Origin of the sequence: Rothia halotolerans (genome assembly GCF_004136635.1) — a bacterium.
Taxonomy (GTDB): Bacteria; Actinomycetota; Actinomycetes; order Actinomycetales; family Micrococcaceae; genus Rothia; species Rothia halotolerans.
In genome coordinates this window covers 258511-274735 of record NZ_NOIU01000001.1, presented here as the reverse complement: position 1 = coordinate 274735, position 16225 = coordinate 258511, and the positions used below count along the sequence as shown (strand labels likewise).

The following is a 16225-nucleotide window of genomic DNA, read 5'->3' as shown; positions in this document are numbered from 1 at the left end:
CCGGCGCCGGGAGCGGATGGAGCGCACGTCCGGCGCGGGCCCGGGGAGGGCCGGCCGGCCATGGACGCCGGCGGGCGCCCTCGACCCCGGCAGCTCCAGGTTATCGGGACCGGGCCGTTCTGACACAATGGGGGATGTGAATCGCGCAGATCTGACAAAAGTGAGCCACGAGGTCGCCGAGATGTTCGACGGCGTCGCCCCGCGCTACGACCTCATGAACGCCCTCCTGTCCCTGGGCCAGGACCGCGGCTGGCGCCGGGCCACCGTGGAGGCGGTCCAGCCGCGCCCCGGCCAGCGGCTGCTGGACATCGCGGCGGGCACCGGCACCTCCTCGGTGCCGTACGCGGAGGCCGGCCTCGACGTCGTCGCCGCGGACCTCTCCGAGGGGATGCTCGCTGAGGGGCGCCGCCGCCACCCGCGCATGGAGTTCGTCCGCGCGGACGTCACGGACCTCCCCTTCGCCGACGCCGAGTTCGACGTCGTGACCATGTCCTTCGGCCTGCGCAACGTCGCCGACTACCCCCGCGCCCTCTCCGAGCTGCACCGGGTGACCAAGCCCGGCGGCCGGATCGTGGTGTGCGAGTTCTCGACGCCGGTCCTCAAGCCCTTCCGGGTGCTCTACCAGGAGTACCTCATGCGCGCCTTCCCGCCGGTGGCGAGGCTGTTCTCCTCCAACCCGGAGTCCTACGAGTACCTGGCCGAGACCATCCGCGACTGGCCGGCCCAGGAGGAGCTCGCCGCGGCCTTCTCCCGCGCGGGCTGGACGGGAGTGCAGTACCGGAACCTGACGGGCGGCATCGTCGCCCTGCACCGCGGATTCAAGGGCTGATCCGATGCGCGTACTGATCGTCGGGGCGGGCCCCGCGGGATCCACCGCCGCCTTCTGGCTGGCGCGCGCCGGACACGAGGTGACCGTGTTGGAGAAGACCCGCTTCCCGCGGGAGAAGGTGTGCGGCGACGGCCTGACGCCGCGGGCCGTGCGCGAGATGCGGCTGATGGGCCTGGCGCACGGGACCGCGGAGGGATACCACCGCCAGCGCGGCCTGCGGCTGCGCGCCGCGGGCACCAGCATCGACCTCCCCTTCGAGGCGGCCGGCGACTTCCCCGGCTACGGTCTGACCCGCACCCGCTTCGGCTTCGACGAGGACCTGGCCCGGCACGCCCGCGCCGCCGGCGCCCGCATCCTGGAGGGCCACGGCGCCCACGAGGTGATCCGCGCCGGCGAGCTCGCGCAGGCGCCGGAGGGGCTCTCCCGCGCGCTGCTGCGGGACGCGGACCGCATCGTCGGCGTCCGGGCGCGGCTGCACGACGCCGCGGGCCATCGGACGGGGGAGACCGCCGACTTCCACGCCGACGTCGTGCTGGCCGCCGACGGCAACTCCACCCGGGTCGCCGTGGCCGCCGGCCTGGAGAAGCGCGACGACCGTCCCATGGGCGTGGCCGTACGCGCCTACTACGACTCCCCGCGCTCCGAGCTGGAGTGGATGGAGGGCTGGCTCGAGCTGCGCGGGGACGACTCCTCGCGCTCGGGCTCCGCCGGGACGGACGGGCCCGCCGGCTCCTCCGGCCCCGGCGGGCTGCTGCCCGGCTACGGCTGGATCTTCGGCGTCGGGGACGGCACCGCCAACGTCGGCCTGGGGATCCTCAACACCTCGCGCGAGTTCGGGACCCTGGACTACCGGAAGGTGCTGGCCTCCTGGACCGCGACGATGCCGCAGGAGTGGCGCCTGGACACGGAGCACCGCACCGGCCGGGTGCTGGGGGCGGCGCTGCCGATGGGCTTCAACCGCACGCCGCACTACGTGCCGGGGCTGATGCTGCTCGGCGACTCGGGCGGGATGGTCTCCCCGTTCAACGGCGAGGGCATCTCCTACGCCATGGAGTCGGGACGCTACGCCGCGGACCTGATCGACGAGGCCGCGCGCGCCAACGGCCCCGCCCAGCGCGAGCTGGCGCTGGCCCGGTACCCCGACGCCATCGGCGGCGCGTGGGGCTCGCACTTCACCCTGGGGCGGGTCTGCGCACGGCTGATCGGCAAGCCCGCCGTGATGCGCGCGGCGCTCGCGGCCGGGATGAGCGTCCCCTCGCTGATGCGCCTGGCGGTCTCCGTCATGGCCAATATGAGCCCCGACCGGCCGGAGACCCTCACGGACCGCGTGGTGGGCGTGATCGAAGCTCTCACGCCCGCGACGTCCACCCGATAGGATTGCGTCCGACCCCCTTTTCAGCGTGCCCCGTGCCGACCGCGAACTTGCTCGTCAGACAGATAGTGTGATCCCGTGACCGATACAAACCCCGCTCAGCCGGCGGATCAGCCGGACGCCCGCCTCGCCGAGGACCTCTTCGCGCCCTTCGAGGGCATGACCCTGCCCGCGGGGTTCGAGCTGATCGCCCGCGACGAGGAGCTCGGCCCGAAGATCCTGGAGGGGCTGACCGAGGTCGAGGAGCGGCTGGACCGGGCCATGCGCTACACGGACGCGCTGGCCGACGTCGCCGCCCGCCACCTCCTGGAGGCCGGAGGCAAGCGCGTGCGCCCCCTGCTGGCGCTGCTGGCCGCCGAGGCCTCCGGCGGGATCAACGACGACGTCCTGCAGGCGGGCGTGGTCACCGAGCTGACCCACCTCGCCACCCTCTACCACGACGACGTCATGGACGACGCGACCAAGCGCCGCGGCACCGACGCCGCCCACACCATCTGGGGCAACTCGGTCGCGATCCTGACCGGGGACCTCATCTTCTCCCGCGCCTCGCTGATCGTCTCCGAGCTGGGCGCCCGGCCGCTGGCCATCCAGGCCCGGACCTTCGAGCGCCTGGTCCTGGGTCAGCTGCACGAGACCTCCGGGCCCGGCACGGGCGAGGACCAGCTGGCCCACTACATCAAGGTCATCGAGGGCAAGACCGGCTCGCTCATCGCGGCCGCCTGCGAGTACGGCTCGCACCTGGCGGGCGCGCCGGAGGAGACCGTGCAGACCCTGATCCGGTACGGGGAGCTGGTCGGCGTCGCCTTCCAGCTGGCCGACGACGTCATCGACGTCACCGCCGACGACGCCGTCTCCGGCAAGACCCCGGGCACCGACCTGCGCGAGGGCGTCCCGACGCTGCCGACGATCCTGGTGCGCCAGGCGGCCCTCGACGGCGACGAGGCGGCCCAGCGCGTCGTCGAGCTCATGGACGCGGACCTCGCATCGGACGAGGCCCTGGACCGGGCCGTCCGCGCGCTGGCGGCCCACCCCGCCACCAGCACCGCCTGGAACATCGCCTACCGCTGGGCCGACGACGCGATCGAGGCGATCTCGCCGCTGCCGGACTCGACCGTCAAGCGCGCGCTGGAGAGCTTCGCGCACGCCGTCGTGCACCGGGACGCCTGAGGCCCCGTCCACCTCCCACCGCAACCGTCCACCACCGAGTTCACCGCATCGTCACCTGAATGTTGAGGCACCTATGAGCCGCACCTCATCGACTCCCGCGGCCCCCGAGAAGCGCGAGGGCTTCTCGAGCCGCAGAGTCTTCATCTTCGCAGCGATCGGGTCCGCCATCGGGCTCGGCAACATCTGGCGCTTCCCCTACGTCGCGTACGACAACGGGGGAGGGGCCTTCATCATCCCCTACCTGGTGGCGCTGCTGACGGCGGGCATCCCCCTGCTGTTCTTCGACTACGCGGTCGGGCACCGGCACCGCGCCTCCGCGCCGCTGTCCTTCCGCAGGATCCACCCCAAGCTGGAGTTCCTGGGCTGGTGGCAGCTGGCGATCTGCTTCGTGATCGCCGCCTACTACGCGGTGATCCTGGCGTGGGCCGTGATGTACACGGGCTTCTCCTTCACCCGGGCCTGGGGCTCCGACCCCGCCGCCTACTTCCAGGAGACCTTCACGCAGTCCACCGGGGGCTCGGGCGTCGGCTTCGACTTCGTGCCGCAGGTGCTGATCCCCCTCCTGCTGGTGTGGGTGGTCCTGCTGATCGTGATGGCCTTCGGCGTGCAGAAGGGCATCGGGGCCTCGAACATCGTCTTCCTGCCGCTGCTGGTGGTCATGTTCATCGTCATGGTGATCATGGCGCTGACCCTGCCGGGCGCGAGCACCGGCCTCGACGCGCTGTTCACCCCGAACTGGGCCGCGCTGGGCGACTCGGGGGTGTGGGTGGCCGCCTACGGGCAGATCTTCTTCTCGCTCTCGGTCGGCTTCGGCATCATGATCACCTACTCCTCGTACCTCAAGCGCAAGACGGATCTGACCAGCTCCGGCCTGGTCGTCGGCTTCTCCAACTCGAGCTTCGAGATCCTCGCCGGCATCGGCGTCTTCGCGGCGCTGGGCTTCATGGCCCAGGCGTCGGGGACGCAGGTCTCGGAGGTCGCCGAGTCGGGCATCGGGCTGGCGTTCATCGCCTTCCCCGCGGTGATCAACGAGGCGCCCTTCGGCACGGTGATCGGGGTGCTCTTCTTCGGGGCGCTCTCCTTCGCCGCCTTCACCTCCCTGATCTCGATCGTCGAGGTGGTGATCGCCGGCGCCCAGGACAAGCTCGGGCTGCGCCGCGTGCCGGCCACGCTCGGCGTCGGCGGCCTGATCGCGCTGGCCTCGCTGCTGCTGTTCCCGACCACGACCGGGCTGAACCTGCTCGACGTCGTGGACAACTTCGTGAACAACTTCGGCATCGTGGTCGTGGCGCTGATCGCGGTGACCCTGCTGACGGCCGGCTTCAACGCCCTGCCGCGGCTGAGGGACCACCTGAACGAGGTCTCGACCTTCAAGGTGGGGCGGACGTGGCAGATCTTCGTCGGCGTCGTGACCCCGCTGCTGCTGGGGTACATCCTCATCGACCAGATCAGCGCCGTGATCGCCGAGGGCTACGGGGACCTGCCGCGCGAGTTCGTCAACGTCTACGGCTGGGGCATGTCCATCGGCCTGATCGTGGTCGCCGTGCTGCTCTCGCTGATCCCCTGGTCCTCCCGTTCCCGGGCCGCCGAGCCGAGCCCCGCCTACGCGGTGCTCGACCCGGTCATGGACGCCAAGCTGATGCGCCGCAACGGCGCCCGCGGCGAGGCGGGGCACGTGGAGGCCGAGCCGGGCGTCGAGCGGGAAGCACTGGAGGGAGCCGCCGCGGCCCCCTGGAGCACCGAGTCAGGAGAGGGGGAGCGGGCATGAGCGCATCCGCCATCGTCATGATGGTCGTGGCCATGGTCACCGTGTGGGGCGGTCTGATCGCCTCGGCGGTGAATCTCAGCCGGTCCAAGGACGAATCGGCCGAGTAGGCCGGCCGCCCGCCCGAGGCGCGGAGCGACCGGGAACGCCGCGGGCCGGGCACCTTCCCAGGTGCCCGGCCCGCGGCGTTCTCGCAGGCGGGGCGCGACCCCGCCGAGGCCCTCTACAGGCCGAAGAAGCGGTTGAAGAAGCCCTTCTTGCGGGGCTTCTCCTCCTTGGCCGGCCGCTTCTCGGCCTCCTCGGCGGGCTGCTCGAACTCCTCGTACTCGACCTCGTCCCGCCGCTCCGCGGCGTCCTGCTGCGGGGCATCGCCGCCGGCCCGGAGGCGGTCCAGGGCGGAGGGCTCCCCGCCCGGCTCCGGGGTCTCGGCGCTGGTCTCGGGGAGCTCCTGGCGCGCGGCCGGCGCCTCCGCCGGCTCCACGACCGGGTGGGCGTCGGTGGCGGCCTCGTCCGGCTCCTCGGCCCGCGCGGGCTCCTCCTCCACCACGTGGGTGGAGACCAGGCCCGGCTCGACGTCGGCGCGGGGATCCTGGTCGAAGGGGAGGTCGCTGCCGGAGCTGTCGGTGCGGACGACCCCCGCCGGCTCGGCCGCGGGCTCCCGTTCGGCGCTGGGCTCCGGCTCGGCGACGGGCTCCGGTTCCTCGGCGGCCTCGGGCTCGGCGAGGGCCGCCTGCGTCGCGGCGAAGCGCTCCGCCTCGGACCGCTCGCGCAGGACCCGCTGCTCCTCGGACTCGCGGGCGGCGAGGTCGAGGGCGCGGTGGCCCTCCTCGCGCAGCACCTCGCGGTGTTCCCGCGCCTCCTGGGCCGCGCGAGCCAGCTCGCGCTCGCCCACCACCGGCTCGGCGGGCTCGATCCCGGAGATCCTCCGCTCGTCGAACCACAGGCGCAGGGCGCCGTCGGATGCGGTCACCACGGCGCAGGCCTCGGTGTCCCAGGAGATGTGGGCGCCGCGCAGGCGGGCGTAGGAGTCGACGGCGCGCTGATGGTGCTCTGCGGTGCCGGTCTGCAGGGCCTGGGCCATGACGCGGCCCATCCGCTGGACCGTGGGCGCAGGGAGCTCGAGTTCCGGACCGTCGAGCAGGAGCCACGCCCGCACCCCGCCGCCGGCGACGGCGGGGTAGTGCGCGTAGACGCCGGTGACGGCCTTGGCGGCGAGGGTCAGGCGGCGGGCCAGCCCCTCGCTGGTGAGCAGCTCGTCGGTGGTCAGCTCGGGGATCTCGAGCCGCTCACCGGCCTCGCGGGCCTGCACGGCCGCGGAGACCACGCTCTCGGGGAAGTGTCCCAGCTCCTGCCAGGCCCAGATCCAGGAGCCCCGCTGCTCGGACTCGGTGCCCAGGAGATAGGGCGTCAGAGAGCGCGAAGGGTCGGCCTGGAGGGTGAAAGACGGTGCCGAGAAGTCCACCGACCAGTCAGAATCCCCGGTGATCTCGGCCAACCGGGCCTGGTACTCGGTGGAGATGAAGATCGATTCGTCGATCAAGTCCTGCAGAGATTTCGTCATGCCATCAGGCTAGCAAGTAAAACCCGCCTCCCGGGCGTCCGACGGGAGGGGCGAATGTGTAGGCTCGACAGAGCAAGATGCCCACGGACCGGAGGAAGCGCGCATGGCCAGCAACGATCAGTCGGGAGCGACCCCGGTGGAGCCAGAGGGCGGGCCGGGCGGGGTCGACGCGGCCGTCAACCGGCTGGCCCACTGGCTCCTCGGATCGACCGTCACCGAGCCGGGCTGGGAGCGGATGGTGGCCGACTTCAAGCCCTCGCGCCGCACCCCCGGCGCCTATCTCGCCCGCATCGTGGAGATCCGCGACGGACGGGAGGTCCCCGGCTCGAGCGGGATCCTTGGCCCCCAGACGCGGGCGGCCCCGCTGCTGGACGATCTGCGTGAGGCGAGCTACACCCCCGAGGAGGGGGCGTGGCTCTCCGCGACCATGATCCTGCGGGCCCACGGCTGGCCGGAGCCCGAGTACGAGGTCGGCGTGGACATGAACCACCACGAGCAGCCCGAGGTGTGGGCCGAGGAGGCCCCGCTGGACGCGGAGGACCTCCACGCGGACCTCGCGCGCTTCCCGCGCCGGGGCCGCCTGCCGGAGTGGATGAGGGAGCTGCTGAGCGACCCGGGCGCGGAACCGGCGCCCGACGCCGGCCGGTCGCCTCAGTCGGATCCCTCCGCCTCCTCCGCGCCGGCATCGGAGACGCCCTCCGACGCCGGCCAGGACCCCGCCGCGACCCCGGCGCCCCCTGCGCCGGGATCGGCCGCCCCGGAGGTCCCGGCCGACGACGCCGAGGCCTCCCCGGGGGAGGAGACGGTCAACGAGGAGGTCCTCAGGGCCCTGGACCACTACGGGCGGCTGCCGGGCGAGAAGACCACGGTCAACGTCCTGCGCGCCCTCATGGGCGGGGAGATGCTGCTCGAGGTCTCGGGCCCCGGCGGTGCCGAGACCCCCGCCGGGGAGAGGGGCACCTACCTGCAGACGGTCCGGGCCTCCGACGGCGCCACGCTGCTGGCGGTCTACGCCTCCGCCGCCACCGCCCGGACGATGTTCGAGGCCTCCGGCCTGCCCGGCCCCATGCGCCTGGAGCGCCGCCGCGGCGTCCGCATCCTGGAGGGGTTCCTCGCCGACCAGAGCTGCCAGGACGTCGTCGTGGAGCCCAACGGGGAGGTCAGCTGCCGGATCGAGCGACAGCTGGTCGAGTGGGCCCTGCGGACCCCGCGCAACGACGCCGCCAAGCGCGCGCTGCTGGCGGGCAGCATGCAGCAGCTGCTGGGCAGCTTCATGGCCCCCACGGCGACGCTGCTCATGGGCGTCCGCGCCGACGATCCCCAGGGCCGCCCCGTCTTCCGCGGGGCGGACGGCTCGGAGGAGCCCGAGACGATCGTCCTGTTCACCTCGGGGCCCGAGGTGGCGGCCATGGACCCGGCCCTGCAGATCCGCTCCGCCCCGGCCGTGGCCGCCCTGCGCTACGCCCTCGAGATCGGCGCGCGCTCGGTGGCGATCAACGCGCTCGGTCCCACCGCGACCCTGGAGCTGGGGCAGATCAGGGAGCTGATCGAGATCGCCGAGGCCAGGAACGCGCAGCAGCCCCCGCAGGGCTGAGACCGTGCCGCCTGGCCGGGTCCTGGCCGGGCAGACGAAAGGGCCCCTCCCGTTCCGGGCAGGAACGGGAGGGGCCCTTCACTCGCTCGGGGAGCGGGCCGGGCCCCCCGAGGAGGCCCTGCGGCGGATCAGGCGCCGGGGACGTCGTCGCCCCGGCCCTCCATGGCCGCCTTCTGGATGCGGTCGCCGACCTCCTGGTCGATGTTCTTCCAGTACTGGAAGACGCGGGAGAGCACCGGCTCCTCGACGTCGGCCATCATGCCGGAGACGGTCGCGATGAGACGCTCGCGGGCGCCCTCGTCGTAGACGTCGCGGACCAGCGTGTGGGCCTGGCCGAAGTCGTCGTCCTCGGGATGCAGGGTGTAGGCGGCGCGCACGAGCTCGCCATCGGACTCCCAGCCGTTGTCCACCGGGCCCTGCTCGTCCTGGTAGGAGCGGCCGTACGAGTTGGGGGCGTAGACCGGAGCGTCACCGCTGTGGTGGTACTCCATCTGCCCCTCCTTGTCGTAGGAGTTCATGGGCACGATCGGCGCGTTGACCGGCAGCTGGTTGTAGTTGGTGCCGATGCGGTTGCGCTGCGCGTCCGGGTAGGAGAACACGCGGCCCAGCAGCATCTTGTCCGGGGATACGCCGGTGCCGGGGACGGTGTTCGAGGGGCTGAAGGCCGCCTGCTCGATCTGCGAGAAGTGGTTGACCGGGTTCTGGTTCAGGGTGAACCGGCCGATCTTGAACCGCGGGTAGTCCTTCTTCGACCAGATCTTGGTCAGGTCGAAGGGGTTGAAGCGGTAGTCCTTCGCCTCGTCGTAGGGCATGACCTGCACCTCGACGCTCCAGGAGGGGTAATCGCCCTTCTTGATGGAGTTGAAGAGGTCGCGGCGGTGGTAGTCCCCGTCGGTGCCGGCCAGCTGGTCGGCCTCCTCGTTGGTCAGGTAGTCCATGCCCTGCTCGGTGATGAAGTGGTACTTCACCCAGAAGCGCTCGCCGTCCTCGTTGACCCACATGTAGGTGTGCGAGGAGTAGCCGTTCATGTGGCGCCAGGTCTTCGGCAGGCCGCGGTCGCCCATGAGGTAGCTGACCTGGTGGGCCGACTCCGGGGAGAGGGTCCAGAAGTCCCACTGCATGTTGGCGCTGCGCAGGCCGGAGTCCGGGGTGCGCTTCTGCGAGTGGATGAAGTCGGCGAACTTCATGGGGTCCCGCACGAAGAAGATGGGGGTGTTGTTGCCGACGATGTCGAAGTTGCCGTCCTGGGTGTAGAACTTCAGCGAGAAGCCGCGGACGTCGCGCCAGGTGTCGGGGGAGCCGAGCTCGCCCGCCACCGTGGAGAAGCGGGCCAGCATCGGGGTCTTGGTGCCCTGCTGGAACAGCTTCGCCTTGGTGTACTTGCTGACGTCCTCGGTGATCTCCAGCTCGCCGAAGGCGCCGGAGCCCTTGGCGTGCGGGGAGCGCTCGGGGACGCGCTCGCGGTCGAAGCGGGCGAGCTTCTGGACCAGGGCGACGTCGTGCAGCATCAGCGGGCCGTTATGGCCCACGGACAGCGAGTGGGCGTCGGATTCGCGAGGGGCGCCGACCTCCGTGGTCGACGGGCGCTTCGGATCGAATTCGGTCATGTGTGTCTCCTGAGTCGTGTGATGTGTGACTGGGGATAACCCGGGACCAGGGGAAGGCCCGGGAAACTGGTGGCGGAGGGTGCCGCTAGGGTGCGACGGCAGCCGTGGGGCCGGAGCTGCTCTCCTGCTCGGCGGCCTCCCGGGCCGCGCAGTCGGCGCAGATGGCCCGGTAGACGATGTCCGCGCTGAGGACGGTCATCCCATGGGACTCGCTCGGGGTCAGGCACGGGGCCTCGCCCACCGAGCAGTCGACGTCCTCGACCCGCCCGCAGCGGATGCAGAAGGCGTGGTGATGGTTGTCGTCCGTGCGCGTCTCGTAGAGGCCCGGGGTGCCGGGGGGCTGGAACTTGCGCAGCATCTCGATGGCGGTCAGGTCGGCGAGCACCACGTAGATGGACTGCACCGTGATGGTGGGCAGGTCCTCGCGCACGTGCTGGACGATCTCCTCCGCGGTCGAGTGCGGGTGGCCGTGCACGGCGGCCAGGACCGCGAGGCGCTGCTTGGTGACCCGCCGGCCGTGCGAGCGGAGCTCTCCGGACCAGAGGGCCGACATCGCCTCGAGGGTGTGGCCCCCGTGCGGATTCGTCGTCTCCGGTGTCAGGGAAGTCATACCTAACATCGTACAGTTATTCTGAGGTATTCACAATAACGCTACGTCGGAGCCCGGGGATCGAGCCCTCCGGAGGCGCCGCCGGGCGCCGGGGAGGGGGTCGCGGGCGCGAGGAAATGGTAAGCTTTTGCTTCCCTATCCGGCGTGTCCGACGTCGCGGGGGACGCCGCGCCGCGGGTGGGCCGCGCTCCGCCCGGGGCGGCGTCCGGAGGTCCCGGCGCCCACGATCTTCGGAGCCTCCTCACAGCCGGGTGAGAGGGCATCGAGATCATCCCGTGATCCTGTTACTTTACAGTGGAGGCAAACCTGCCGGAGCCTCCGGCGGCCCGTGAAACCTGTAGCGCCCGCTAAGGCGCCCGAGGAGAGATGCAGCGACTATGCACAACCACTACAACGGGCTCAAGACCGTGTTGTTATTCGGTGGCATGTGGGCCGTCCTGCTCGCGATCGGCGGGGTGCTCTCCGCCGGCAGCGGCAGCAGCGCCTTCCTCTGGATCTTCGCGGTCGTCGGCCTGGTCTCCACCGCCTACGGCTACTGGAACAGCGACAAGCTCGCGATCCGGGCGATGAACGCCCAGCCGGTCTCCCGCGAGCAGGCCCCCGGCATGTACCGCATCGTCGAGGAGCTCTCCGCCAAGGCCGGCAAGCCCATGCCGCGCCTCTACATCGCCCCCACGATGTCGCCCAACGCCTTCGCCACCGGCCGCAACCCGCAGAACGCCGCGGTCTGCTGCACCGAGGGGATCCTCCAGCTGCTCAACGAGCGCGAGCTGCGCGGCGTCCTCGGCCACGAGCTCATGCACGTCTACAACCGCGACATCCTGACCTCATCGGTCTCCTCGGCGATCGCGGGCGTCATCACCTCCGTCGCGCAGTTCGCCGTGTTCTTCGGCGGCTCGCGCGACCGCGGGGGGAACCCCATCGCCGCGATCCTCGTCTCGCTGCTGGCCCCCTTCGCGGCCATGACCATCCAGTTCGCGATCAGCCGGACCCGGGAGTACGACGCCGACCAGGACGGCGCTCAGCTCACCGACGACCCGCTCGCGCTCGCCTCGGCCCTGCGGAAACTGCAGATGGGCACTCAGCAGGCCCCGATGGACGCCGAGAACCAGCGCGTGGTCAACGCCTCGCACATGATGATCGCCAGCCCCTTCCGCGCCGGCCAGATCAAAAACCTGTTCTCGACCCACCCGCCGATGGACAAGCGGATCGCCCGCCTGGAGGGCATGGCCGGCTACGGCGGCAACGTCCCGGAGCCCGGCCGCTACTGACCGGGGCGCGGCGGCTTCCCCGAATGATCGGAGCGCGGCGCGGGCTCCGAGCGCCGGGTGCCCGCCCGGGGTCGTCCTCCGGCTCTACCGGTAGTTGACGAACTGCAGGTCCACCTCGAGGTCGGCGCCCTTGAGCAGGGCGATGACGTCCTGGAGGTCGTCGCGGGACTTCGAGGAGACTCGGAGCTCGTCGCCCTGGATCGTGGCCTTGACCCCCTTGCCGGCCTCGTCGCGGATCAGCTTGGAGATCTTCTTCGCCTGGTCCTGCTCGATGCCCTCCTTGACGGAGGACTCGATGCGATACTCCTTGCCGGAGGCGTAGGGCTCACCGGCGTCGAGCGACTTCAGCGAGATGCCCCGCTTGACCAGCTTGGACTCGAAGACGTCCAACACGGCCCGGGCCCTCTCCTCGGTGTTGGCCTTGATGAGGATCTTCTCCCCGGAGAAGTCGATCGAGGCGCCGACGCCGCGGAAGTCGTAACGCTGCTCCACCTCCTTGGACGCCTGGTTCAGCGCGTTCGAGACCTCCTGCTTGTCCACCTTGCTCACGATGTCGAATGACGATTCGCTGGCCATGTTGCCGTCCCTTCGCGGTCGATGCGGTTCTGGTTCCTCACCCTTCAGCTTATGGCACTGTGACGCCGTTCGACGGGGAGTGACGGCGGGGCGTCGTGCGGGGAAATCTTAATAGAAATGTGATCCCTTTCCCTCCCGCTTCACAGGTGGGCTGAGCAGAATGGGAGACATGAAGACCAACACCACTCTTCCCGCTGGTGACTTCCTCGCCGACGTCGACCTGATGATGCTGCAGTCCTCAACGCTTCCCTCCCCGCCCACCGCGGACGGGGAGGCGGGGGAGCTGGTGCGCCCGGATCTGGTGGCGCGCCGGGACGGCGTCCTCGGCGACCTGCGGGGGGCTCTGGAGCGGGGCGAGATCAGCGAGGAGCAGCTCGAGCGCTTCCTCGAGAGGATCGAGGCCCGGCTGCTCGCCGAGCAGGCCGGCTGAACCCGGCGTCGTCACACACCTCCTCCCCGGCCGTCCGGAGCGTTCTCTCGGCGGGGTCCGGGGGCGGAGCGACGTCGGCCCGGGGCGCGGTGAGCCGGCTCGCGGAGGCCGGTTTGTACTTTCGGCCGGGTGTTCGGTACTGTTGAACCCGCTCCCGTTCGCGGGGGCGATGTTCTGCCGGCGCTCTCCTCTCACGGGAGCCCGGCGGGATGCTCGGCAGATTACCCGAGCGGCCAAAGGGGGCTGACTGTAAATCAGCTGGCACTGCCTACGGGGGTTCGAATCCCTCATCTGCCACCGAGCACATGCCGCGGGACCGATCCGGTCCCGCGGCATTTTTCTGTCTGCCCTGACGGCCTGACGGCCCCGATTCCCCAGGAAGGGACCATCCCGTGACGCACGAGAACACCCCGCCCGCCGCCGTGGCCCGGCCCGCCGAGCAGGAGCGGCCGACGAAGGGCCGGCTGACCGCCATCATCGGCTCCCTGGCCTTCGCCGGGCTGATCATGATCCTCAACGAGACGGTGCTCTCCGTGGCGCTGCCCTCCATCCTGGAGGACTTCCGGATCAGCGAGACCACCGGGGGATGGCTGACCACCGGCTTCCTCCTCACCATGGCCGTGGTCATCCCCACCACCGGCTACCTGCTGCGGCGCTTCAGCACCCGGGCGCTCTTCGTCGCGGCCCTGCTGCTCTTCATCGTCGGGACGGCTCTGGCCGCCCTCGCGCCCGGCTTCCTGGTGCTGCTGCTCGCCCGGGTGGTGCAGGCCAGCGGGACGGCGATCGTGCTGCCGCTGCTGATGACCACCACGCTGAACCTCGTGCCGATCACCCACCGCGGGTCGGTCATGGGGCTGATCGGCGTCGTCATCTCGGTCGCTCCGGCGATCGGGCCGACCGTCTCCGGCGTCGTCATGCACGCCTTCAGCTGGCGGATGGTCTTCGGGGTGGTCCTGCCGCTGGCGCTGCTGACCCTGGTGGTGGGCTTCATCGGACTCGGGCGCTCCGAGGCGCCGGGCAGCGGGAAGCTCGACGTCGTGAGCATCCCGCTCTCGGTCATCGGCTTCGGCGCCCTGGTCTACGGGCTCTCCAGCGCCTCCCAGCTGGCCGAGGGGAACCTCGTGCCGGCGGTGGGCCTCGTGGTGGGGGCTGCCTCCCTCGTCCTGTTCATCCGCCGCCAGAACCGGCTCGACCGTCAGGGGCGCGGGCCGCTGCTGAGCCTCGAGCCGCTGGGCATCCCGGTGTTCCGCCGCGGCGTCCTCGTGCTGGCGATCGGCATGGCCACGGCGCTGGGCTCGATCGTGGTGCTGCCGCTCTACCTGCAGAACGGCCGTGGCTTCGACCCGCTGGCCATCGGCCTGGCCCTGCTGCCGGGCGGGCTGCTGCAGGCGGCGCTGTCCTCGATCTTCGGGCGCGTCTACGACCGCTTCGGTCCCCGTCCGCTGGTGATCCCCGGCGCGATCCTGCTGCCCACGGCGCTGTTCGGCTTCGCCACGATGTCCGGGCAGACCCCGCTGGGCGCCATGATCGGGTGGCACATGCTCTTCTGCACCGGCATGGCGATGCTGATGACGGCGCTGATGACGCACTCCCTCGGGGCCCTGCCGCAGCGGCTGTACCCGCACGGCTCGGCGATCGTGAACACCGTGATGCAGCTGGCCGGGGCCACGGGCACGGCCCTGCTGCTGACCGCGTTCTCGATCGGCATCGCCGTGACGGGCACGGCGGGGACCGGCGCGCGCTTCGCCTTCCTGTTCGCCGGCGCGCTCGCGCTGCTGCCGATCTTCATCGTCCCCAGGCTGCGCAAGCACTCCGCCGAGGAGCCGGCCGCCGCCTGATCGGTGAGCTGAGCGTGAAAGCCCCTTGGGCGGCCCGCCCGCGGTCTGTAGGCTCGGGACCATGTCAACTCTGGAACTGACCCAAGAGAACCTGAACGAAACGATCGAGAAGAACGACGTCGTGCTCGTCGACTTCTGGGCCGAGTGGTGCGGACCCTGCAAGCAGTTCGCCCCGGTCTTCGAGGACGCCTCCGAGAAGCACGACGGCGTCGTCTTCGGCAAGGTCGACACCGAGGACCAGCAGCAGCTGGCCGCCGCCGCCGGCATCTCCTCGATCCCGACCCTGATGGCCTTCCGCGAGCAGACCCTCGTCTTCGCCCAGCCGGGCGCGCTCAACGGCGCCCAGCTGGACCAGGTGATCGACGCCGTCAAGGCGCTCGACATGGACGAGGTCCGCGAGCAGATCGCCCAGGCCGAGGCGGAGGCCAAGGCCAAGGAGGAGAACGAGGCGGCGGCCGACCCCGGCCAGGCCTAACCCCTCCGGACCCAGCGCGGACCAGCGGGCCGCGGCCGGCCCTCCGGGGCGCATCGCTCAGACGAGCCGGTGCGCCCCGGGGGCCAGCCGCGGCCCGCGTCGTTGGTCCCGGGCCCCCGCGAGCAACAGGATCCGGACCACGCGCTGACGGTTGCCCCGCCACGGGGCCAGCAGCTCGAGCATCCTGTCGTCGTCGCCCCGCCGGCCCTCCAGCGCCACGCAGATCCGGTGCGCGAGGTGGTAGTCCCCGACGCTGACGGCGTCGGGCAGTCCGTGCGAGCGCTGCATGGCCTCCGCGATGGTCCAGGGGCCGACGCCGGACACCCCCGCCAGCGCGCGGGCCAGCTCGCCGGGGGAGGCGCCCTCGCCGAACCGGCTGAGCGAGGGGGCGAGCTCGGCCATCCGCCGGACCGCCCGCGCCCGGTGGACGTCCACGCCGTGCCGGTGCCACTCCCACGAGGGGACGGCCAGCCAGTCGGCGGGGCGCGGGAAGACCCGCATGCCCTCCGGCAGGCCGGGCAGGCCCGCGGGCGGCGGGGGAGGAGCCTCGCCGTACCGCCGCACCAGGCGCTGCCAGGCGCCGATGGCCTCGCCGGAGGTGACGCGCTGCTCGAAGATCGCGGTGATGGTCTGCTTGACCACCTGGCCGGTGGCGGGCAGCCGCAGCCCGGGGCGCCGCCGGAAGCCGGCCCGCGCGCCCTCCGGGATGAGCCGGTAGGCCTCCGAGGCGGTGAAGGGCTCCCAGTCGTCCCCGAGGCCGACCAAGGCCGGGGCGCCCCGGAGGAAGGCCTCCACGTCCTCGGGCTCGGGGCCCCACGCGCGGACCCGGATCGGCGCCCGGACGCGGGACCCGGCCGGGCCGGCCGGGCCGGAGGCGCCGCGCTGCTCGAGGACCGCGGAGACCCCGCCCCCGGAGACCTCGCCGACGCGCGCGGCCACGTGCACGCGCGTCGCGCCGTCGGCCGCCTCGATGCGTAGGGTGGGGTCGGACGCGCCGCGCTGCACGACCGAGAGGGTCAGCGCGAGGTCCAGGGGTCGCCGCGGCTCCAGGACGCGTTCCGCCAGATAGGTCGGGGGCATGGGCCCATCGTCTCACGCCTCACGAGCCCTCCACGAGACCAGCGAAAGGC

The 16225-nt window shown here is 71.6% G+C and carries 15 protein-coding genes and 1 tRNA gene; 11 read left to right on the top strand and 5 right to left on the bottom strand.

Going from position 1 to position 16225, the window contains the following annotated elements; genetic code table 11:
- The first annotated feature begins 127 nt into the window (after positions 1-127).
- The 5 genes from EWV39_RS01355 (at position 128) to EWV39_RS01335 (ending at position 5243) form a co-directional block, all read left to right on the top strand.
- Complete coding sequence (locus tag EWV39_RS01355) at positions 128-829, top strand: demethylmenaquinone methyltransferase (RefSeq protein WP_129656509.1); 702 nt, start codon at positions 128-130, stop codon at positions 827-829.
- A 4-nt stretch (positions 830-833) separates the two neighbouring features.
- Positions 834-2204, top strand: a complete 1371-nt coding sequence (locus tag EWV39_RS01350) for a geranylgeranyl reductase family protein (RefSeq protein WP_129656508.1) — start codon at positions 834-836, stop codon at positions 2202-2204.
- Between the two features lie 156 nt (positions 2205-2360).
- Positions 2361-3368, top strand: a complete 1008-nt coding sequence (locus EWV39_RS01345; protein ID WP_129657280.1) for a polyprenyl synthetase family protein — start codon at positions 2361-2363, stop codon at positions 3366-3368.
- Positions 3369-3441: 73 nt separating this feature from the next.
- The gene (locus tag EWV39_RS01340; RefSeq protein ID WP_129656507.1) at positions 3442-5136 is read left to right on the top strand and encodes a sodium-dependent transporter; all 1695 of its coding nucleotides are present in this window, start codon (positions 3442-3444) and stop codon (positions 5134-5136) included.
- Complete coding sequence (locus EWV39_RS01335; protein WP_129656506.1) at positions 5133-5243, top strand: methionine/alanine import family NSS transporter small subunit; 111 nt, start codon at positions 5133-5135, stop codon at positions 5241-5243. Before EWV39_RS01340 ends, EWV39_RS01335 begins: the two co-directional genes overlap by 4 nt.
- 113 nt (positions 5244-5356) lie before the next feature.
- On the opposite strand, the gene EWV39_RS01330 is transcribed toward EWV39_RS01335, so the two are convergent.
- A complete protein-coding gene (locus EWV39_RS01330; protein WP_129656505.1) occupies positions 5357-6694 on the bottom strand; it encodes a DUF6882 domain-containing protein in 1338 nt (445 codons plus the stop codon).
- 103 nt (positions 6695-6797) lie between these two features.
- Between EWV39_RS01330 and EWV39_RS01325 the strand changes: the two genes are divergently transcribed.
- Positions 6798-8288, top strand: a complete 1491-nt coding sequence (locus EWV39_RS01325) for an SseB family protein (RefSeq protein WP_129656504.1) — start codon at positions 6798-6800, stop codon at positions 8286-8288.
- A 128-nt stretch (positions 8289-8416) separates the two neighbouring features.
- Here EWV39_RS01325 and EWV39_RS01320 read toward each other — a convergent pair whose 3' ends face one another.
- Positions 8417-9895, bottom strand: coding sequence for a catalase (locus EWV39_RS01320; RefSeq protein WP_129656503.1), 1479 nt, complete (start codon positions 9893-9895; stop codon positions 8417-8419).
- An 85-nt stretch (positions 9896-9980) separates the two neighbouring features.
- The gene (locus EWV39_RS01315) at positions 9981-10505 is read right to left on the bottom strand and encodes a Fur family transcriptional regulator (protein WP_420329928.1); all 525 of its coding nucleotides are present in this window, start codon (positions 10503-10505) and stop codon (positions 9981-9983) included.
- Positions 10506-10882: 377 nt separating this feature from the next.
- Here EWV39_RS01315 and htpX point away from each other — a divergent pair, with 377 nt between their 5' ends.
- Positions 10883-11776, top strand: a complete 894-nt coding sequence (gene htpX / locus EWV39_RS01310) for a zinc metalloprotease HtpX (protein WP_129656501.1) — start codon at positions 10883-10885, stop codon at positions 11774-11776.
- Between the two features lie 84 nt (positions 11777-11860).
- On the opposite strand, the gene EWV39_RS01305 is transcribed toward htpX, so the two are convergent.
- Positions 11861-12352, bottom strand: coding sequence for a YajQ family cyclic di-GMP-binding protein (locus EWV39_RS01305; RefSeq protein ID WP_129656500.1), 492 nt, complete (start codon positions 12350-12352; stop codon positions 11861-11863).
- A 169-nt stretch (positions 12353-12521) separates the two neighbouring features.
- Here EWV39_RS01305 and EWV39_RS01300 point away from each other — a divergent pair, with 169 nt between their 5' ends.
- The 4 genes from EWV39_RS01300 (at position 12522) to trxA (ending at position 15095) form a co-directional block, all read left to right on the top strand.
- Positions 12522-12782: a hypothetical protein gene (locus EWV39_RS01300; protein ID WP_129656499.1), complete on the top strand. Its 261-nt coding sequence runs from the start codon at positions 12522-12524 to the stop codon at positions 12780-12782.
- 215 nt (positions 12783-12997) lie between these two features.
- A tRNA-Tyr gene (locus tag EWV39_RS01295) sits at positions 12998-13079 on the top strand.
- Between the two features lie 95 nt (positions 13080-13174).
- Positions 13175-14620 (top strand): DHA2 family efflux MFS transporter permease subunit, encoded by a 1446-nt coding sequence (locus EWV39_RS01290; RefSeq protein WP_129656498.1) that lies wholly within the window; start codon positions 13175-13177, stop codon positions 14618-14620.
- Between the two features lie 61 nt (positions 14621-14681).
- Complete coding sequence (gene trxA / locus EWV39_RS01285) at positions 14682-15095, top strand: thioredoxin (protein WP_129656497.1); 414 nt, start codon at positions 14682-14684, stop codon at positions 15093-15095.
- A 57-nt stretch (positions 15096-15152) separates the two neighbouring features.
- On the opposite strand, the gene EWV39_RS13750 is transcribed toward trxA, so the two are convergent.
- Positions 15153-16175, bottom strand: coding sequence for a DNA-3-methyladenine glycosylase family protein (locus EWV39_RS13750; protein WP_165313070.1), 1023 nt, complete (start codon positions 16173-16175; stop codon positions 15153-15155).
- Between the last annotated feature and the right edge of the window lie 50 nt (positions 16176-16225).